Here is an 18,169-nt window from a genome sequence, read left to right as displayed (position 1 = left end):
TCCAGAGTAGCTTTGTCTTCGCGGTTGCTAATTTTTAATATGATTGCTTGATTTTTAGTAGTCTTACCTTCAATTACAAATAATTTAGCTTTACGGAATTCGGTGTTGCTATTGTCAAAATCAACATCTCCAAACTCTAATGTGTTTTTAATGTCGATGGTGTCAATCCACTTTTCTGCTAAAACTTTAGATGCTTTTTCAGAATAGTCAAAAGGTTTATTTCTGATATCATTTAAAACTCGGGCATTTGGAAAGTAATTGCAACGGGTATCTTTTCCGCTAAATATCAGAGAAACGAAAAATATACCTATGACTAATCCCACTAAATAGTAGGCGAAACGATGGAAAAATTTCATGAATTATTTTTATTGCAAAGGTAAAGGAAAGTTTATTTAAAACACAATTAAATTGATGTCGTTGTTGGGCAAATCAAACCAATCCCCAATGACTTTATTCGTTAGGATCCCGTGGTAAAAATAGACTCCATGCTTCAATCCCGCGTCACAGCGGATAGCGCTTTCAAGGCCGCCATCGGCAGCGATTTGCATCAAAAAGGGAGAAATAATATTGCTAATGGCAAGCGAGGCTGTTTTCGAATAACGGGAAGGAATATTGGGAACACAATAATGCACTACATTACTTTTGATAAAAGTTGGCTTTTCATGGGATGTAACTTCTGAGGTTTCAAAGCAGCCTCCGGTATCGATGCTGACATCGACGATTACGGCGCCGCCTTTCATGTGTTCCACCATAGTTTCGGTAACGACCACTGGGCAACGTTCTATACCAGTCATCGCTCCAATGGCTACATCACAACGTCTTAATGCTTTCAGTAAAGATTTGGACTGTATGGTGGAAGTAAAAATTCGTTGATTCAAGCTGTTTTGCAATCGACGTAGTTTAGTGATGGAGTTGTCAAAAACTTTTACGCTGGCTCCTAGTCCAATAGCAGTTTTAGCGGCAAATTCTCCTACTGTTCCAGCACCTAGAATTACCACATCTGTGGGAGGAACCCCGGTTATGTTTCCAAATAGCAGCCCTTTTCCAAATTCATTGGTAATCATCAGTTCAGCCGCAATTAATATCGAGGCAGTTCCTGCAATTTCACTGGACGATCTTACTGCAGGGTAACTGCCGTCTTCGTCTTTTATGTACTCAAATGCTAAAGCAGTTATTTTTTTCTTGCTTAAGGCTTCAAAGTAACTTTTCTTCATCGTTTTTAATTGAATCGATGAGATAACAATGGTCTGGTTGTTCATCATGGCGATCTCGGCAAGGGTAGGAGGACCTACTTTCAAAATCATGGGACAGCCAAATACTTTAGCGGTATCTTTTGTCACTTCGGCACCAGCGTCACTATATTCCTTGTCAGAATAACTGGAACTTTCACCAGCTCCTGATTCTATCATCACACGATGTCCGTTAAAAGACAGCGAGTTAACAGCATCCGGAGTCAGGCAAATACGGCGTTCTTGATAACTGGTTTCTTTTGGAATACCGATAAAAAGATCGTCTTTTTCTTCTGGCTACCTCGTAGTTTTTCTTCCTGTGGTAATAACTGTTGTTTAGTGAAAGGAGTTATTGCTATTGACATTGATAAAGTAATTATTAAGGGTAAAATTAAGCAAAAAGATTAAAAAAAAAGGCTTTCAAGAGGTATAAATATTCGAAAAAGAACGATTTATACTTACTGAATTAATTTTTCCATTTTAATATCAGCTCTTTCGTAAATTCCCTCTTCTAAAGGGATTTCCTCAAAACCAAACTTTTTATACAAAGAAATAGCGGGAATCAGCCTTCTGTTGGAGTAGATAATAATTTTTTGATGTGGTTTTTTTCGGCCACTTTAATGCAGTGCTCCATCATTTTTCTGCCTATTCCAAAGCCTTGAAAACCATCGGTAACTGCCATTTTGCTTAATTCGAATTCGGTCTTGTTCATTTTAATTAAGGACACGGTCCCTACAATGGTATCCTTGTATTTGGCATAAAATATCATTCCTCCTTTATCGATGATTTCTTCTTGCGGATTAGAAAGGACCAGCTCGTCTTTGGGTTCGATTTTAAAATACTTACTGAGCCATTCTACGTTTAACGTTTTTATCGGTTCCTTTAAATCAGAGGAGAAAGGGATGATTACAACCGTATGTTCTGCATTCATGATACTTGATTATTTAACTTAATTCTAATAAACGTTTGCCGTCAGCCAGTTCCTTGATGGTAATAACGGAATGGGAATCGGGAATCAGGTTGGGTATGTTTTCTGCCCACTCAATAAAACACCAGTTTCCAGAATAGAGATATTCATCTACTCCCATGTCTAATGCTTCACTTTCCTTTTTTATCCTATAAAAATCAAAATGATAAAGTATTTTATTATCAAGAGTTTGATATTCATTAACTAAAGAAAAGGTTGGACTACTTGTAGCTTCCTTGACCCCCAGTTCTTTGGCTAACTGTTTGATTAAAGTAGTTTTTCCGGCACCCATATCTCCGAAAAAAAGGATTACCTTATTGGGGTTTTTAGCAACAATTTCACGTGCTGTATTTTCTATTTCATCTAATGAAAATATAATTTTCATGGGCATAATTCTTAGTGTTTAAGTTTAGAGTACTTAGTCGCTAAATCTAGTGACTTAGGACTAAAGACTGTATTCTTATTTTGGATTAAAAATCAAAAACGGTATAATCATTTCTTCCAATGAAATACCACCGTGCTGATAGGTATTTCTGTAATAACTCACATAATGATTGAAGTTGTTTACATAAGCTAGAAACAAATCGTTTTTTGCAAAAATATAAGAACTACTCATATTTATAGCAGGCAAGCCTATTTTTTTCGGTTCTTTAACGGCATAGACATCTTTGTACTCATATGTTAGGCTACGCCCCGTTTTGTAGCGCAAATTTAAGCTGGTATTTTTATCTCCAACGACTTTCGACGGATTTTTTACTATTTATAGTTCCGTGATCTGTAGTTAATATCAATTTAAAACCCATTTTTTGTGCTTGTTGGATGATTTCCAGCAGCGGAGAGTTCCTAAACCAGCTCAAGGTCAATGAGCGATACGCTTTATCATCGGAAGCGAGTTCTTTAACCACGTCCATTTCGGTTTTGGCATGGGATAACATGTCTACAAAATTATACACTACTGTCACCAGATCATTGTCTCGCAATCCTTTGAAATTCTCTACCAGTTTTTTACCAGCAGCCAAATTGGTGATTTTGAAATAATCCTCTTTGATGTTCAATCCTAAGCGTTTCAATTGTGCCGATAAAAATTCCGCTTCATATAGATTTTTACCACCTTCTTCGGGATCATTTTTCCAATATTGAGGAAACTGTTTTTCCATTTCCAAGGGTGTCAAACCAGAGAAAATAGCGTTTCTGGCATATTGGGTTGCAGTAGGAAGAATAGAGAAGTAAGGAACCTCTTTTTCCAGTTTATAATAGTTGGATACTTCACTCTCAAAAGTTTTCCATTGGTCGTAACGTAAATTATCGATAACAACGAACAAAATAGGTTTGTCTTTTTTTACGATTTCCGGCACCACTAATTCTCGGAATAAAGTATGAGATTGCACGGGTTTGTCTGCTTTTGGTAAAAACCAGTCCTCATAATTGCGTTCAATGAATTTTCCAAACTGCGAATTGGCTTCCGCTTTTTGGGATTCCAAAATTTCAATCATCTGATGGTCGTTGATATTCTCCAGATTGAGTTCCCAAAAAATCAATTTTTTGTTACAGCTCCACCCAGTCTTCATAAGAATTAACCATCGCCATTTCCATGGAGATTTTGCGAAACTCTTTTTGGTAATCCAACGTGGTTTTTTGCGAAATCAGGCGTGAGTGATCCAAGTTCTTTTTCAGGCTCAATAAAATCTGATTTGGATTCACCGGTTTGATTAGGTAATCGGCAATTTTAGAACCTATCGCTTCCTCCATGATGTATTCTTCCTCACTTTTGGTAATCATAATCATGGGAACGGCTGATTTTTTCTCTTTCATTTCAGAGAGGGTTTCGAGGCCGCTCATTCCGGGCATATTTTCGTCAAGGAAAACAATATCAAAATTCTCGTTTTCAAATATATCGATCGCATCGCGGCCATTGTTGCAGGTCGTGACACTGTAATTTTTCTTTTCCAGGAACAATATGTGAGGTTTTAAATAATCGATTTCATCGTCTACCCAAAGTATTTTTATCTTATCCATATATTTTATAAAAAGTGTTCAAATATTCTAAATTGTAGCGCCAAATTACATCTTTTTGAGCCGCTAATTTCCTAATATTATGATAAATTTTCTTGATAAAATTAGTTAAGCATGATAGCAAGAATGTAAAATAAAGAGCAAATAATAAAGAGTAAAGAATTGGGAGAGAAGAGGAACCATAAGATTTAAAAGCTCCACACTCAAACCTCTAATCTCAAACCTTCAACATCTAACCTTAAATCTCCACACTTTAACCTATACATTATAAAGTTAACTCCTTATTAATTAATGTTTTAAACGCATGTGGAATGGTTTTATTGGCAATTCGACATAATTTTTATTTATATCGGATATCTTTTTTAAAATATAATTAGGTAACAATACGATGTACGTATGTAGTTTTTGCATTATTACCTTTTAACCGGGTAAAAACAGAATAGCTTCTCTTATATGAGATCGTCAATTTCATTGGAATGATAGCGTCGGCGGTAAATAAAAGAAGGTAAATGGGGAGAACTCAAAATGACTATAATCTGAACACAGATTACTGCCGTTCATGGTGCGTCTTGACTTTCATTCCCAGTCTTATAGTTAGAGCTTTCCGCTAGTTTTCGAAACGTTGCACTTTTCATCATTTCGTAGAAAAACAATAAGGAATTTCTACTTTTATCCCTCAAGCTAATGCATCTCATAAGACGATTAATGAACATAAATGACGACATAAAATAGAGCAACATACTTCTGTTAATTAATAAAAAAGCCATTAAGTATGTATTTGAAGTCTAACGTGTTTTTATGAATAAAGGACTGTTTACTCTCCCTGTTAGGATTTAATAAACAATCTAATTGAATTATTTCCAGTCATTTTTTGAAGCAAAATATTGCGATTAACACAAAATATTAAGCTTATTTTATAGCATAGCGCTTATTTTTTACTTAAATTTATGCTTAACGTAAATTAATTTAGTATGAATGTCAATCAAATATTAAACGAAAAAGGAAATGAAGTCCACTCCATACTTTCTACCATTACAGTTTATGAAGCTTTGAGAATAATGGGAGAAAAAAATGTTGGTGCTGTTCTGGTAATTGAAGATAATATTTTGAAAGGTATATTATCTGAAAGAGATTATGCTCGAAAAATTGTTTTGAAGAATAAAGCTTCAAAGGATACCTATGTTCATGAAATCATGGATAAAGAAATTGTTAGTGTAAAACCAACGGATGATCTAGATTATTGTATGGATTTAATTACCAATAAAAGAGTGAGACATTTACCTGTTTTGTTAGATGAGAAAGTAGTTGGAATTATTTCTATTGGTGATGTGGTAAAATCAATCATTGAATTACAAAAAAATACGATTGATCATTTAGATTCCTATATCCACGGTACTAAAGCATAATTGGTACTAAAATCATTCTAACTTAGCGAAATGCTTTATGGCAACTATTATTCTTTCTATTCTACTTTTAGCATTAGGAATGGCAGGTATTGCCATCAAAATCCTAGTGAAAAAAAACGGACGCTTTTCAGGTACTTGCAGTAGTAATAATCCATTAGTACAAGGAGAAGGGGAGGCATGTGGTATTTGTGGCGCTAAACCGCAGGAAAAATGTAAATCTTAATACAATTCTTTTATCGCTGTTTTTAAACTATTAGAAGTATAACTTTTCCATTTTCCGTTTTCGTCATAAATAAAATAAACTTCCAATTTTAAGTTTTCGTTTTTTTTCTAAAAAAGCAATCGATTTTTTTAATTCCCATCACCATGAAAGCTGTGGCATAAGCGTCAGCGGTAATTCCATCATCGGCAATTACTGTGGTGCTAAGTAAATTATGTTTTGCAGGATAACCCGTTTTAGGATCAATGATGTGAGACAGTTTTTGATTTCCCTCAATATAAAATTTCCGGTAATTACCCGAAGTGGCTAATGCTCTATTTTTTAGACTTATAATTGCTTCTAGTTTTCTTTCAGGTGATTTCTCTTCAGTCGGTTGGTCAATACCTACTTTCCATTCTTCATTTTCTTTTTTTCCTTTGGCTTTAATCTCGCCACCTAATTCGACTAAATAATTGTTTATTCCTTTTCTTTCCAAAAAATCCGCTAATACATCGACAGAATAACCTTGCGCAATGGCATTGAAATCTATTTTAATCTCCGGATTTACTTTTACGATTTGGTTATCCTTTAAAATCACCTTTTTATAATTGACCAATTGTAGTAAACTATCCACTTGGGTTTTGCTCAAAGTATTTTTTGTTGTTGGTCCAAAACCCCATGCGTTTACCAATGGGCCCACTGTAATGTCAAAATTCCCTTCTGTTTTTTCAGATATTGCAACAGATTTGTTAAAAACCGTCTTGAAATAATCATCGACAATAACATTTTTTCATTGTTGTTTATTCTCGAAATAATCGAATTTGGAATCCATGTTGACATCGATCCGTCAATATCGTGTAGCAGAGAATCTATTTCCTTTTTATAAAGAATGCCATCGTCAGACAGATAAGTAATATGGTAGCTAGTTCCTTGTGCATTTCCTTCGAGCTTTATGATTTCTTTTTTAGGGGAAGCACAACTCGTTAGTATTATTAGCGTGGTGAAAAGAGGGAATAGTATTTTTTTCATAAAATTAATTTTAACCTCCAAAATCATCAAATGCAATATTCTCTTCTGGAACTCCTAGTTCGTCGAGCATTTTAAATACGGCCGCATTCATCATGGGTGGACCACAAATATAATATTCAATATCTTCTGGAGCTTCATGGTGTTTCAAATAATTTTCAAACAATACATTATGAATAAAACCGGTATCCCCCGTCCAATTGTCTTCAGGTAGAGGTTCGGATAGTGCGACGTTGTAATCGAAATTGGGAAATTCTTTGTCAATTTTATTAAATTCCTCGGTATAAAAAACCTCTCTCGAAGATCTTCCTCCGTACCAAAAACTCACTTTTCTGTTTCTTTCTTTTACGGTATGAAAAAGATGGAATAAATGGGAGCGTAGCGGAGCCATTCCTGCTCCTCCGCCGATATAAATCATTTCTCTTTGTGTAGGCTTGATATGAAAATCTCCAAAAGGTCCGGCAATAGTAACTTTGTCACCTGGTTTTCGAGAAAAAACAAAGGAAGACGCAATTCCAGGATTTAATTTCATAAAACCACCTGCTTTACGGTCAAACGGGGGAGTTGCAAGTCGAATGTTGAGCATAATGATATTCCCTTCCGCAGGATGGTTTGCCATGGAATAAGCTCTAAAAATAGATTCTGGATTTTTCATTTTTAGATTCCAAATACCAAATTTGTCATAATCATCTTTGAAACGATCATCAATTTTGTATAAATCATTTTTAAAATCCACTTCGCATTCAGGAACGTCAATTTGAATATAGCAACCTGACTGAAAATCTAAAAATTCCCCTTCGGGTAATTTGACCACAAATTCTTTGATGTAGGTAGCGACATTGTCATTTGAAACCACTTCACATTCCCATTTTTTAATGCCTAGTACGCTAGCAGGAATGACAATTTCCATATCCTCCTTCACTTTTACTTGGCAACCTAATCGCCAATTGTCTTGTTGTTCTTTTCTTGAAAAATAAGGCGTTTCAGTAGGAAGGATTTGACCACCACCTGATAATATTTGGCATTTACACATGCCGCAAGTACCACCGCCACCGCAGGCTGACGGCAAAAATATTTTTCTATTGGACAACGTGGAAAGTAGTGTTGAACCTGCTTCAGTTTCGAGCACATCCTCTTTGTTTATGACTATCTTGACTAATCCTGAAGGAGTAAGCTTTGATTTGGCATACAGAATTATATAGACAAGCAGCGAATTGAAGAGTAAAAATACAATTACGCTACTGATTATTGTTGTGCTATTAATACCTAATATTATCATTTTCAATTTGATTATAGATTTATAACGAAATCCCCATAAAGCTCATAAATGCAATAGCCATTAATCCAGTTAAAATAAACGTAATCCCTAAACCTCTCAAAGGGCCGGGAACATTAGAATATCGTAATTTTTCTCGAATAGCAGATAAAGCGACTATGGCTAGAAACCATCCCACACCAGAACCAAAGGCAAAAACAGTTGCTTCAGCTATGGTGGCGTATTCTCTTTCTTGCATAAATAACGCCCCTCCCAGTATAGAGCAGTTTACCGCAATTAGCGGCAAGAATATCCCCAAGGAAGTGTATAATGCTGGCGCATATTTTTCAACAATCATCTCTACTAATTGTACTATAGAGGCAATTGTAGCAATAAACATAATAAAACTTAAAAAACTAAGATCGACGGTTTCAAAGTCGGGAGATAACCACTGTAAGGCGCCCGCTTTTAAGACATATTTCTCTAATAGATAACAAACCGGAACCGAGATAGATAAGACAAAAGTCACTGCAAGTCCTAGTCCTACAGCACTTTTTACGGTTTTAGAAATGGCCAAATAGGAACACATGCCCAGAAAATAGGCAAATATCATGTTCTCAATAAAAACCGCTTTTATAAATATATTGATGTGTTCCATGATGAAATGTTTAAATCGTGTTTGTTAAAAATTATACCGATTATGTTTTCAATATAGTCCTAAATGAAGGACTGTTTTCAAACTATACTGGCATTGTACTAGATGATTATTAGTCTAATTATAATTCCTAAATGGTACTATTTCGATTCTATTAATTTTTGATTTCGGCTTCTTTGAATCCAGATGAGAATCCCGACAATGATTAGCGCCATAGGTGGCATGATAACAAGGCTGTTGTTAAAATACCCTAATTTATAAATGGATTCTGGAATGATGCGATAGCCCATTAGTTCTCCTGAACCAAATAGTTCCCGAATCATAGAAACGATTACCAAAATCAAACCATAGCCAAAACCGTTACCAATCCCATCTAAAAAAGAAGGCCAAGGTTTGTTAGCCATGGCAAAGGCTTCCAAACGTCCCATGATAATGCAATTCGTAATGATTAATCCAACAAAAACAGATAACTGCTTACTTACATCAAATACAAAAGCCTTTAAAAATTGGTCAACCAAAATTACCATGGCTGCAACCACCGTTAATTGAACGATAATCCGAATCCGATTGGGGATAATATTTCGAATAAATGAAATAATAACATTCGAAAAGGCGCAAACTACGATTACCGCGAGCGCCATCACAATGGATGGTTTCATTTTTACGGTAACCGCCAATGCGGAGCAGATCCCCAATACCTGAACGGTGATGGGGTTGTTATCATTTAACGGGTCGTATAAAAGTCTTTTATTTTTTGGCGAAAATAAAGGCTCTTTTGCTTTTTTAGGTTTTGCAGGAACTGCGATTGTTTCTTTGCTCATATCCTGTTATTTTAGTTTGTAGATGCTATTGCTTCCTGTTTTTTAAAATAGGGAATGTAATTATTTAAGGTTCGTTCAAACATTTCTGATACGCCTTTACTCGTTATTGTGGCTCCCGAAATAGCATCAACACCATGCATGTCAGTCGGTTTTGCACCTCCTTTAATTGCGGTAACCGAAACAAAATGGCCTGATTCATCAAATATTTGCTTCCCAACAAATTGCTGCTGAAATTTTTGAGTTTCAATCTCGGCACCAAGGCCAGGGGTTTCACTTTTGTGACCAAAACTGACTCCATAAATCGTGTTCATATCACTTTTCAGAGAAATGAAGCCCCATATGGGTCCCCACAATCCTTTTCCTCGTATAGGAATAATGTAAAATGATTTTCCCTCTTTATTGCAAATGAAGAGCGGAAACAACTGCTCATTTTCTTTTCCTGTTTTAACTTTATCTAATTCCTTTTTAAGGTCAATGTCAAATGCAGTAACACTGCCTGTTACTTGCTCGCCTTTATTATTTAATACAATTTGTTCCGTAATGTATTTATTAAAGGCAGTTTCAGTCTCCGTGGTTTCAGTAGGAATCGAAACACTAGTTAGAATGTTTTTCATTTTTTCTATCCTAACATTCTTCTCCTGGTAAGGAGCAAGTTGTATGGCGGTTACTGATAGTAGTACGGCAATGACTACCACCATAACGGAGGAAAAAATAAATGTGGCTTTGTTACTGTCTTTATCCATTTTGATTGTGTATTGGAGTAGCTCTTTTTAGTCTTCTTTTGATATTAGCTTCTATGACATAATGGTCTATTAAAGGCGCCATTACATTCATAAATAAAATCGCTAACATCATTCCTTCAGGGTAAGCGGGGTTAAAAACTCGAAAGAGAATCGCTAGCAGTCCTATTAAAAAACCATAGATGTATTTTCCGGTATTCGTTTGTGTTGCACTCACAGGATCGGTGGCCATAAAAATAGCGCCAAAGGCAAAACCGCCTAATACTAAATGATGTAGTGGGCTGATTTGCATTAAGGTATTCAATCCAAATAAATTAAAGATTACAGCCATCAAAAATCCACCTGCAAAAACAGAGGCCATAATGCGCCAACTGCCAATTCCGGTATATAATAAAACACCAGCGCCAATCAAGCAAGCAAGCGTAGATGTTTCCCCTACAGAACCAGGAATGACACCTATAAAGGATTCCATCATGCTCGGAATTTTATCAGCAAAACCTGCTGCAGCATCGCCTAATGGAGTTGCGCCACTATAGGCATCAACAACGGCTTGTCCTTTGTCAGTACTTGTGTTTATCCAAACTTCGTTTCCTGACATTTTACTTGGATAAGCAAAAAATAGAAACGCTCTGGCGGTAAGCGCAGGATTTAAAATATTCATTCCTGTACCTCCAAAAACTTCTTTACCTATAATAACGGCAAAAATCGTCGCAACAGCAAGCATCCACAAGGGGACATCGATGGGCATTATGAGCGGAATCAACATTCCTGAAACCAAAAAGCCTTCATTGATAGTATGTTTTCTAATAATAGCAAAGATGAACTCCGTGGTCAATCCAGCTCCATAGGAAACTACGATTAACGGTAGTACTTTGATGGCTCCAAAAATAAAATTATCCATTAGAGGAACATTCGCAATCCCTAAAGCGTGGTGGTGTTGGTAACCAATATTCCACATCCCAAATAATAAACAGGGAACTAACGAGAGTACCACTAATATCATCGTGCGTTTCAAATCGATTGCATCGCGTACGTGTGTGCCTTTGCTTTTTGTAGTATGATTGGGTACAAAAAGGAAGGTTTCAAACGCGTCAAATGCGGGATATAATTTTTCCAGTTTTCCCCCTTTTTCAAAATTCGGTTTGAGATTGTTCAGTAAGTTTCTAAGTGGCTTCAAATTCAGATTTTTTTAAATGATTAAATTTGGTAACTATTAGATTGTATGGATATTATGTATTGTTAATTGATTCATTAGATCGAACGATTAAAACGTCAGTTCGAGTATTTTTTGCGTAATGAAATGAAGCGAAAAATGTATCGAGAACCGTTTTTTAATGAAATTTTCCTTGTTCTCGATACAATCCCGACGAATCGGAATCACTCGAACTGACGAAAAATTAGCATCAAAAAACAACAACCTTAACTACTAACTAAACTCCTTTCGTACCATAGCTAGACCATGACGAATAATTTCTTGCGATTTTATTTTGGATGTACAAACTAATTCGCAGAGCGCAAAATCTTCTTCTACCACTTCATATATTCCTAATTTTTCCATCATATCGATGTCTTCAATTAAGATTGATTTTAAAAGTTGCACGGGGTAAATATCCATAGGAAAAACTTTTTCATATTGTCCAGTCATTACAAAAGGACGTTCTTCACCATGTAAATTGGTATTTAGATCGTGTTTTTTATTTGGGGTCAACCAAGAGAAAAAAGTACGGGATACACTAAACTTATCAAAACCGGGCGCTAGCCAACCCATAAACTCATATTCATTGCCTTCAGGAATTACAGTGATTTGGGAATCATAAAAACCCAAAAAACCGTCAGCTGGAATTTGGCTACCTGATAAAATAGAACCACTGATGATTCTGTTGTCCCCTTTTTTTAGCCCTACTTCAGTAAGAATATTTTTTATAGACGAACCTACAATCGTTTTATAATATTTAGGGTTGTTCACCTGAGAACCTGTTACTGCAAGGATTCTAGTAGCATCAAGTAGTCCTTCGTCAAACAATTTTCCCATGATGACTACATCTTGTGGATTGATGTACCAAACAACTTCTCCTTTGTTAATAGGATCAATGTGGTGAATTTGCACGCCAACATTTCCTGCTGGATGAGGACCAGATATCGTATTGATTTGTACATTTTGAGCCTGACTAAAAGCAGGTGTAGGGGCGGTATTTGCTTGAACGTTTAAATGTATTTTTCCAGTCGTTAATTGCTGCAAGGCATTAATTCCCGTTTGAAAATGAGATTCCTTGCCTGATAGGATGAAATCAGTATCAGGAGCTAATGGATTCGTGTCAAAGGCAGATATGAAGATGGCTTTTGGATTTTCACTTGGATTCGCTATAGTTCCATAAGGACGTTGGCGAATAAATGGCCAAACACCACTATTCAATAGTTGGTCAATGATTTCGTTTCTGGAAAGTTGGCTGGGATTTGATTTAGGAAAGGAGCGGTATTTTACTTCCCTATCGGCAAGGATTTTTATTTCTAAAATGACTCTTTTCTCGCCACGAAGAATTTCAATTACTTCACCACTAACGGGCGAGCAAAACTGAATATTTTTATTGTTTTTATCATAAAATAGGGGAGTTCCGGCTTCTACGATCGCACCCACTTTAACTACTAATTTTGGCGTTAGCCCCACAAAATCTTTTGGTTTTATAGCAAATATTTCGGCTATGGGCAGCTCCAATAGGGACTTAGCAGCTTCACCGATCAATTTGAGATTCAATCCCCGTTTAATTTTAATATATTCACTCATACATTAACTTATTTTTAGTGGGTAGTACTTATGATTTTCTGGTATTGGAATATAATTCTAGTATGCTATAAGATTAAGTTTATTATTTGTTTGTTAAAAAACGGAAGAATTATGCACTAATTTAATGAATTTGTGTCAAAATAGCAACAATAAAAACATTTTAGTTAAAGAATAATATATAATAGGGAGGAAATTTAGTTTTCATAAAGAAATGATTTTCAAAAGAATAGCATCCAAATACTATTTAGGAGCAGAGCAATTGTGGCTTCAAACGCGATAGTTCCTGCTGTCCGCTATATCTCTTCATCCCGAAAAGCCGGGATAAAGAGGATGCCGCTTCCATCAGGGCTAGAAATCAGGAATGTGTTTCCTAATAACGAAAGTAAAAACACCGCTAATTCACAGATTTTTCATCCCTATTAGGATATGAGCAATGGTTAGAGGATACCGAAGCAATCAAACGAGTATAGCAACAAGTACTGCGATTCTCTCTGTGACGCTGCTTCGTAATAAGGAAGAGCTTTTACATTAAAATACAAATGAAATAAAACCGATATCAATTATCGAATGCTACTAATCGCTAAAAAAGGGACTAAGTATATTTTATAACTCATAAATACTATAAAGTTGTTAATAACTCTCGCTTTACTTTAGACAAAAAAATCTTACATTTGAAAACCACGAAAAACAAAATTAATCCACAACAAGAAGATGCAACGCATTTTTTTTTGTTGTGGATTTTTGTTTCGTAACAAAAGAGTGAATTTAATAAAAAGAGGTATATACTTTATGTTATATACTAGTTATGGGTAAGGCTATAACACCGACGCAATTAACATTATGGAAGAATTAAGTGAAATGCCAGAAATAGAAACGCAAGTAGTAACACTTGAAACAGAAGTCAAGGGATTTGCTGATGGGCTTCCTTATTGGGCTAAATATCTTGCGGAAAAGATTTTGAAAGGTAATATTATAACAGATGCTGAGTTAAATACCTCATACTCTTATCTACTTGAAGAACTTACTCTCATTCCAGCAACAGCCAAACCAGAAATTGCAATAAATTATAATGGTGGTAATTCAGGAGATTAAAAACTTGATTTGCTTTTCAACAAACTTGAAAATATTGAAGGTGTAAACGCTTTGTCAGAGAATCAAGTAATTGATTTCAGTCCTAATCTAACTATCATTTATGGTGCGAACGGTTCTGGTAAATCAGGCTATGTGAGATTGTTGAAAAAAGTCTTTTATTCCAAAACACCTGAAGAAATAGTACCTAACATTCACTTAGTGAGTGGACACAAATCAGTTTCTGCCAACTTTATTTTTAATTCAGCAGGTATAGATATTCCGCTAAATTACCCTTCACACTCAACTAACACCGAGTTTGAACAATATGCAGTATTTGATAATGGGAGTGTAAGACATCATCTTGACCACAAAAATGAGTTTGAATTTCGTCCAGCAGGATTAAGTTTTTTTGCTGATTTTACAGAAGTAATTAAAAAAGTAGAGATAAAACTCAATTCGGACATTACAAGTAAACGAACACCTAATGATTTTGCTGTTTGGTTTGATGGAGAATCTGAAATTAAAAATTTAGTTCAAAGCTTGACTGCACAAACAAACATTACTGAATTAAATAAACATATACCATTTTCAGAGCAAAACAAAACAGAAAAAGCTGCAGTTGAAAAAAAATATGATGAACTTCTTTTGGCGTCAACAAACAAAGAGAAAGAAATTCAAAAACTTGAAAGCATTGCGAAAAATATAGAAGAAACCAAAATAACGATTGTAGCAATCAATACGTACTTTGTCAATACATACTTAACCTATGTCCAGACTTCAATAACTGACTGCATAGAAAAAGAAGCAACTGCAAAAGCAGAGGGAATTGAGAGTTTCAAAACAGATAAAATTGCAAACATAGGCACTGTTGAATGGAAAGATTTTATTGTGGCTGCTGAAAAATTTGCCAAGCAGCAAAAGATAGGGGAATCCGTTTATCCAGAAAGCAAGGATAATTGCTTACTTTGTCATCAACCACTTTCAGAGGAAGCAGAAAATTTAATAAAAAACTATTGGACATTTATTAAAAGTATTGCTGAACAAAACGCAGCACAAACACAGAATGCGCTGAATGAAATAAAAGCAGGTTTTGAAAAATTACCTTTTGACTTATTTCCAGTTAACAATATTCTAACCGGTTGGCTAACCGAAAATCACCCCCAAGTTTTAACTTCACTCAAAGAAAGTCTTGACACACTAAAAACTCTAACAGCAAATATTATTGCTGATATTACAGCAAAAAAAGCAAACAAACGAGTAGAGTTTCAGATAAATCTTACAGCTTATGACGCAATTATTACTGCAATTGGCGAGTCAATTAAAGTTCTCAAAGAAAACACGGAAATTCTTGAACTAACAAAACTACAAGGAACAAAGACATATCTTAATCATAAAGAAAAGTTCAACACTCATTTTCAAAAATTGACAGATTATATTGAAATTCAACAATGGATTTTAAAAGCAAATACAATAAGTTGGATTTCATTTAAAAGAAGTATAACGGAGTGGGAGAAATATCTTTCAGGGAAGTACTTTAACCAAAAATATATTGACACTTTCAACCAAGAGTGTTTATACTTGAATGGAAATTTTGGAATTGAAGTAAATCATACAGGTTCAGGAGGAACTTCTTTCAGACAACTTACTTTAAAAGGCAGAAATCCAGCTGCAATTTTAAGTGAAGGTGAGCAAAAAGTAATTGCATTAGCTGACTTTATTTCAGAAATGCAACTTTCAGAAGTTAACAGAGGAATCATATTTGATGATCCTGTAAATTCATTAGACGATGGAAGGAAAAGAGATATTGCTTACAGACTTATTCGAGAATCAGTAAACAAACAAGTCATTGTGTTTACACACGATTTGATTTTTGTTTCAAATCTTATTACCTTTTCAGAAGAAAAAACAATTCCTTTTTTGTGTCATTGGATTGAAAATAGAGCTGGTAAACCTGGACAAGTTTGGTTGAAAAATTCTCCATCTTATGAAAAGGAATATCGCAACGCTGAACCTGCTAAAAAATATTACTCAGATTCAAATAAAGATGATTGCCCACCAGCACAAAGAGAATTTCTTGTAAAAACAGGTTTCACGGCATTGAGAACTTGTTATGAAGTTTTAGTCATTAATGATCTTTTCAAGAATGTTGTGCAGCGTTATAATGAACGAGTTAGTGTTGATTCTTTATCAAGCGTTTATTTTGATGAAGAATTGGTAAACGAATTATTAGATAGTTTTGCTCAATGCTGTAGATATATGGAAGGTCATACACACAGCGATAAGTACGCTTATATAAAACCTGAACCAAAAAATCTCAATGAAGAAATTCAAAGATATGAAACTACACGAACTAAAATACGTAGAACAAAGAAGCCCAACCCATAATTGAGTAGACGGCTCCGCCCCTAATGGAACGGAGTGCGCCTCTCACACCACCGAGCGTACGGGTCACGTACTCGGCGGTTCGCAAAGAGATGGATTAAATGAGATGTAAGCATCAGTCAATGATTGATACCCTTTTTGTTTTAAGCGTTTCAAAGTGATGGTAGACCCCAAGATTGGACTCTGAGCAATTGCCCAACCGCCTTTTCGAGTTCGACTCCATGCATAGGCGTGGTCTTGGTCAATTCCTAATCGTATGAGGTTTTTCCTTTTCCGTTCAGGTTTCTTCCAATCGTGCCAAATGCAGTACCGAAGTCGGTTTCTGAGCCAGCCATCTATATCCCGTAATTTCCCCATGATACTCGTTCCTCGAAAATAGTTTAACCATCCTCGTTGAATTTCGTTTATCTTGGCAATACGGTCTTCTAGCTTGACTGGTGCGGTTTTGCGGCTAATGCTTTTGAGCTTTTCTTTGAGTTTCTTCCACGCTTTTTCTGCCACTACCAACTGATAATCGTTCTTGCTTCCTTTCTTGTAAGTTGGCACAAATCCGAATCCCAAAATAGTGAAGTGAACGGGACGTTTAATCCCGCTTTTCTCCTCGTTGATGGTCAGTTTGAGCTTTGTTTTTAAGAATTTTACAAGCGCTTGTGCTGTCGCTTTTGCCCCGTTGTGGCTCGTGCAATAAATACTAAAATCATCGGCATAACGTACAAATTTGTATTTGCGTCTTGTCATTTCTTTGTCCAATTCGTGGAGCAAAATATTCGACAATAGCGGACTCAAAGGACTTCCTTGTGGAACTCCTTTTCGCCTTTTATGTAGTTTCCCTTTGATTTGTATCGGCGCGCGTAGCCATTTTCGAATGAGTCGCATCGTGGTTTTGCATTTCACTTTTCGATGTACTAAATTCAGTAATAAACAATGGTCTACTTCGTCAAAGAAGTTCTTGAGGTCAATGTCCACAATGTGGTTCAACCCTTGATGGATGTAGTCCCGTGATTGTCCAACAGCTTGTCGGGCATTCTTGTTGGGACGAAATCCAAAACTATTGCTACTAAACTCGGGTTCAAATAGTGTTGCTATCACTTGCGATACTGCTTGTTGCAACACTCGGTCGGTAGTGGTAGGAACTCCTAGAAGACGGACTTTGCCGTTGCTTTTGGGGATTTCTACGCCCAAAATGGGTTGGGTTAAGTAGTTTTCCTTTGCAATATCGTCAAGCAATTGGGGTTTTCGATTAGGAAAACTCTCTTTGAGTTGGTGGGTTTTCAAGCCATCAACTCCCGCACTGCCTCGATTGGCAATAACGTGTTCCAATGCTTTTTGAAGATTGTAAGGATGTACTGCTCGTGCAATCATTTTGTTGTTTTTAATCGGTTAACCTGTTCTTGTTTCTCAGGGCTATGACTTGCGCCATTCCGTTGAAAATTAAGAACCTTTTTGCGTTCTGTCCTTCCTTGATTGTGAGACCTATGCAGTTTCTATTTGCAACTCGTTGCCACAAGTACTATGACTTCTGCTGACTTCTTGACCTAACCAACTCGTGGTTGTCAAGACCTCCCCCGGTAAGAGCTCTTTCCTTCCGTCTATTCCCGCTGCATCTACATCTAATAGGTTTTT

At 35.9% G+C, this 18,169-nt stretch carries 16 protein-coding genes and 2 pseudogenes; 4 read left to right on the top strand and 14 right to left on the bottom strand.

The window, feature by feature from the left end; genetic code table 11:
• From A3SG_RS0107550 to A3SG_RS19340, 5 genes and pseudogenes are all read right to left on the bottom strand, one after another.
• Window positions 1-356: DUF4258 domain-containing protein (locus A3SG_RS0107550; RefSeq protein WP_016989421.1), on the bottom strand; the 356-nt coding region annotated here is incomplete at its 3' end.
• Between the two features lie 36 nt (window positions 357-392).
• Window positions 393-1,594 (bottom strand): annotated as a pseudogene (locus A3SG_RS19350) (alanine dehydrogenase).
• A 197-nt stretch (window positions 1,595-1,791) separates the two neighbouring features.
• Window positions 1,792-2,160 (bottom strand): GNAT family N-acetyltransferase, encoded by a 369-nt coding sequence (locus A3SG_RS19345; RefSeq protein ID WP_316945216.1) that lies wholly within the window; start codon window positions 2,158-2,160, stop codon window positions 1,792-1,794.
• A 13-nt stretch (window positions 2,161-2,173) separates the two neighbouring features.
• Window positions 2,174-2,581 carry a tRNA (adenosine(37)-N6)-threonylcarbamoyltransferase complex ATPase subunit type 1 TsaE gene (gene tsaE, locus A3SG_RS0107535; protein ID WP_029596672.1) on the bottom strand — a complete coding sequence of 136 codons (408 nt, stop codon included), beginning with the start codon at window positions 2,579-2,581 and terminating at the stop codon, window positions 2,174-2,176.
• Window positions 2,582-2,656: 75 nt separating this feature from the next.
• Window positions 2,657-4,212, bottom strand: a pseudogene (locus tag A3SG_RS19340) (PglZ domain-containing protein).
• 968 nt (window positions 4,213-5,180) lie between these two features.
• Here A3SG_RS19340 and A3SG_RS0107525 point away from each other — a divergent pair.
• On the top strand, window positions 5,181-5,615 hold the full coding sequence (locus tag A3SG_RS0107525) for a CBS domain-containing protein (protein ID WP_016989417.1): 435 nt from the start codon (window positions 5,181-5,183) through the stop codon (window positions 5,613-5,615).
• Window positions 5,616-5,652: 37 nt separating this feature from the next.
• Complete coding sequence (locus tag A3SG_RS0107520) at window positions 5,653-5,838, top strand: hypothetical protein (protein ID WP_016989416.1); 186 nt, start codon at window positions 5,653-5,655, stop codon at window positions 5,836-5,838.
• 88 nt (window positions 5,839-5,926) lie between these two features.
• On the opposite strand, the gene A3SG_RS19335 is transcribed toward A3SG_RS0107520, so the two are convergent.
• The 8 genes from A3SG_RS19335 to A3SG_RS0107485 form a co-directional block, all read right to left on the bottom strand.
• Window positions 5,927-6,550 carry an FAD:protein FMN transferase gene (locus A3SG_RS19335; RefSeq protein ID WP_255347695.1) on the bottom strand — a complete coding sequence of 208 codons (624 nt, stop codon included), beginning with the start codon at window positions 6,548-6,550 and terminating at the stop codon, window positions 5,927-5,929.
• Window positions 6,499-6,843 carry an FAD:protein FMN transferase gene (locus tag A3SG_RS22725; RefSeq protein ID WP_198008504.1) on the bottom strand — a complete coding sequence of 115 codons (345 nt, stop codon included), beginning with the start codon at window positions 6,841-6,843 and terminating at the stop codon, window positions 6,499-6,501. The genes A3SG_RS19335 and A3SG_RS22725 overlap by 52 nt, the downstream gene beginning before the upstream one ends.
• Window positions 6,844-6,853: 10 nt before the next feature.
• Window positions 6,854-8,119 (bottom strand): NADH:ubiquinone reductase (Na(+)-transporting) subunit F, encoded by a 1,266-nt coding sequence (gene nqrF, locus A3SG_RS0107510; RefSeq protein ID WP_029596671.1) that lies wholly within the window; start codon window positions 8,117-8,119, stop codon window positions 6,854-6,856.
• 19 nt (window positions 8,120-8,138) lie between these two features.
• Window positions 8,139-8,753, bottom strand: a complete 615-nt coding sequence (gene nqrE, locus A3SG_RS0107505; RefSeq protein WP_016989411.1) for an NADH:ubiquinone reductase (Na(+)-transporting) subunit E — start codon at window positions 8,751-8,753, stop codon at window positions 8,139-8,141.
• Between the two features lie 137 nt (window positions 8,754-8,890).
• On the bottom strand, window positions 8,891-9,571 hold the full coding sequence (locus tag A3SG_RS0107500; RefSeq protein WP_016989410.1) for an NADH:ubiquinone reductase (Na(+)-transporting) subunit D: 681 nt from the start codon (window positions 9,569-9,571) through the stop codon (window positions 8,891-8,893).
• 11 nt (window positions 9,572-9,582) lie between these two features.
• Window positions 9,583-10,314: an NADH:ubiquinone reductase (Na(+)-transporting) subunit C gene (gene nqrC / locus A3SG_RS0107495; protein ID WP_016989409.1), complete on the bottom strand. Its 732-nt coding sequence runs from the start codon at window positions 10,312-10,314 to the stop codon at window positions 9,583-9,585.
• Window positions 10,307-11,488: an NADH:ubiquinone reductase (Na(+)-transporting) subunit B gene (locus tag A3SG_RS0107490; RefSeq protein ID WP_016989408.1), complete on the bottom strand. Its 1,182-nt coding sequence runs from the start codon at window positions 11,486-11,488 to the stop codon at window positions 10,307-10,309. The genes nqrC and A3SG_RS0107490 overlap by 8 nt, the downstream gene beginning before the upstream one ends.
• Before the next feature lie 249 nt (window positions 11,489-11,737).
• Window positions 11,738-13,093: a Na(+)-translocating NADH-quinone reductase subunit A gene (locus A3SG_RS0107485; protein WP_016989407.1), complete on the bottom strand. Its 1,356-nt coding sequence runs from the start codon at window positions 13,091-13,093 to the stop codon at window positions 11,738-11,740.
• 840 nt (window positions 13,094-13,933) lie between these two features.
• Between A3SG_RS0107485 and A3SG_RS0107480 the strand changes: the two genes are divergently transcribed.
• Both A3SG_RS0107480 and A3SG_RS0107475 read left to right on the top strand, forming a co-directional pair.
• Window positions 13,934-14,185 carry a hypothetical protein gene (locus A3SG_RS0107480; protein ID WP_016989406.1) on the top strand — a complete coding sequence of 84 codons (252 nt, stop codon included), beginning with the start codon at window positions 13,934-13,936 and terminating at the stop codon, window positions 14,183-14,185.
• Window positions 14,186-14,194: 9 nt separating this feature from the next.
• Complete coding sequence (locus A3SG_RS0107475) at window positions 14,195-16,549, top strand: AAA family ATPase (RefSeq protein WP_016989405.1); 2,355 nt, start codon at window positions 14,195-14,197, stop codon at window positions 16,547-16,549.
• Between the two features lie 63 nt (window positions 16,550-16,612).
• Here A3SG_RS0107475 and ltrA read toward each other — a convergent pair whose 3' ends face one another.
• Window positions 16,613-17,908: a group II intron reverse transcriptase/maturase gene (gene ltrA, locus A3SG_RS0107470; protein WP_016989404.1), complete on the bottom strand. Its 1,296-nt coding sequence runs from the start codon at window positions 17,906-17,908 to the stop codon at window positions 16,613-16,615.
• Window positions 17,909-18,169 lie beyond the last annotated feature (261 nt).

It is taken from the genome of Flavobacterium sp. ACAM 123 (assembly GCF_000264055.1).
In the GTDB taxonomy this organism is placed as follows: Bacteria; Bacteroidota; Bacteroidia; order Flavobacteriales; family Flavobacteriaceae; genus Flavobacterium.
This window is presented reverse-complemented; position numbering and strand designations above follow the sequence as displayed.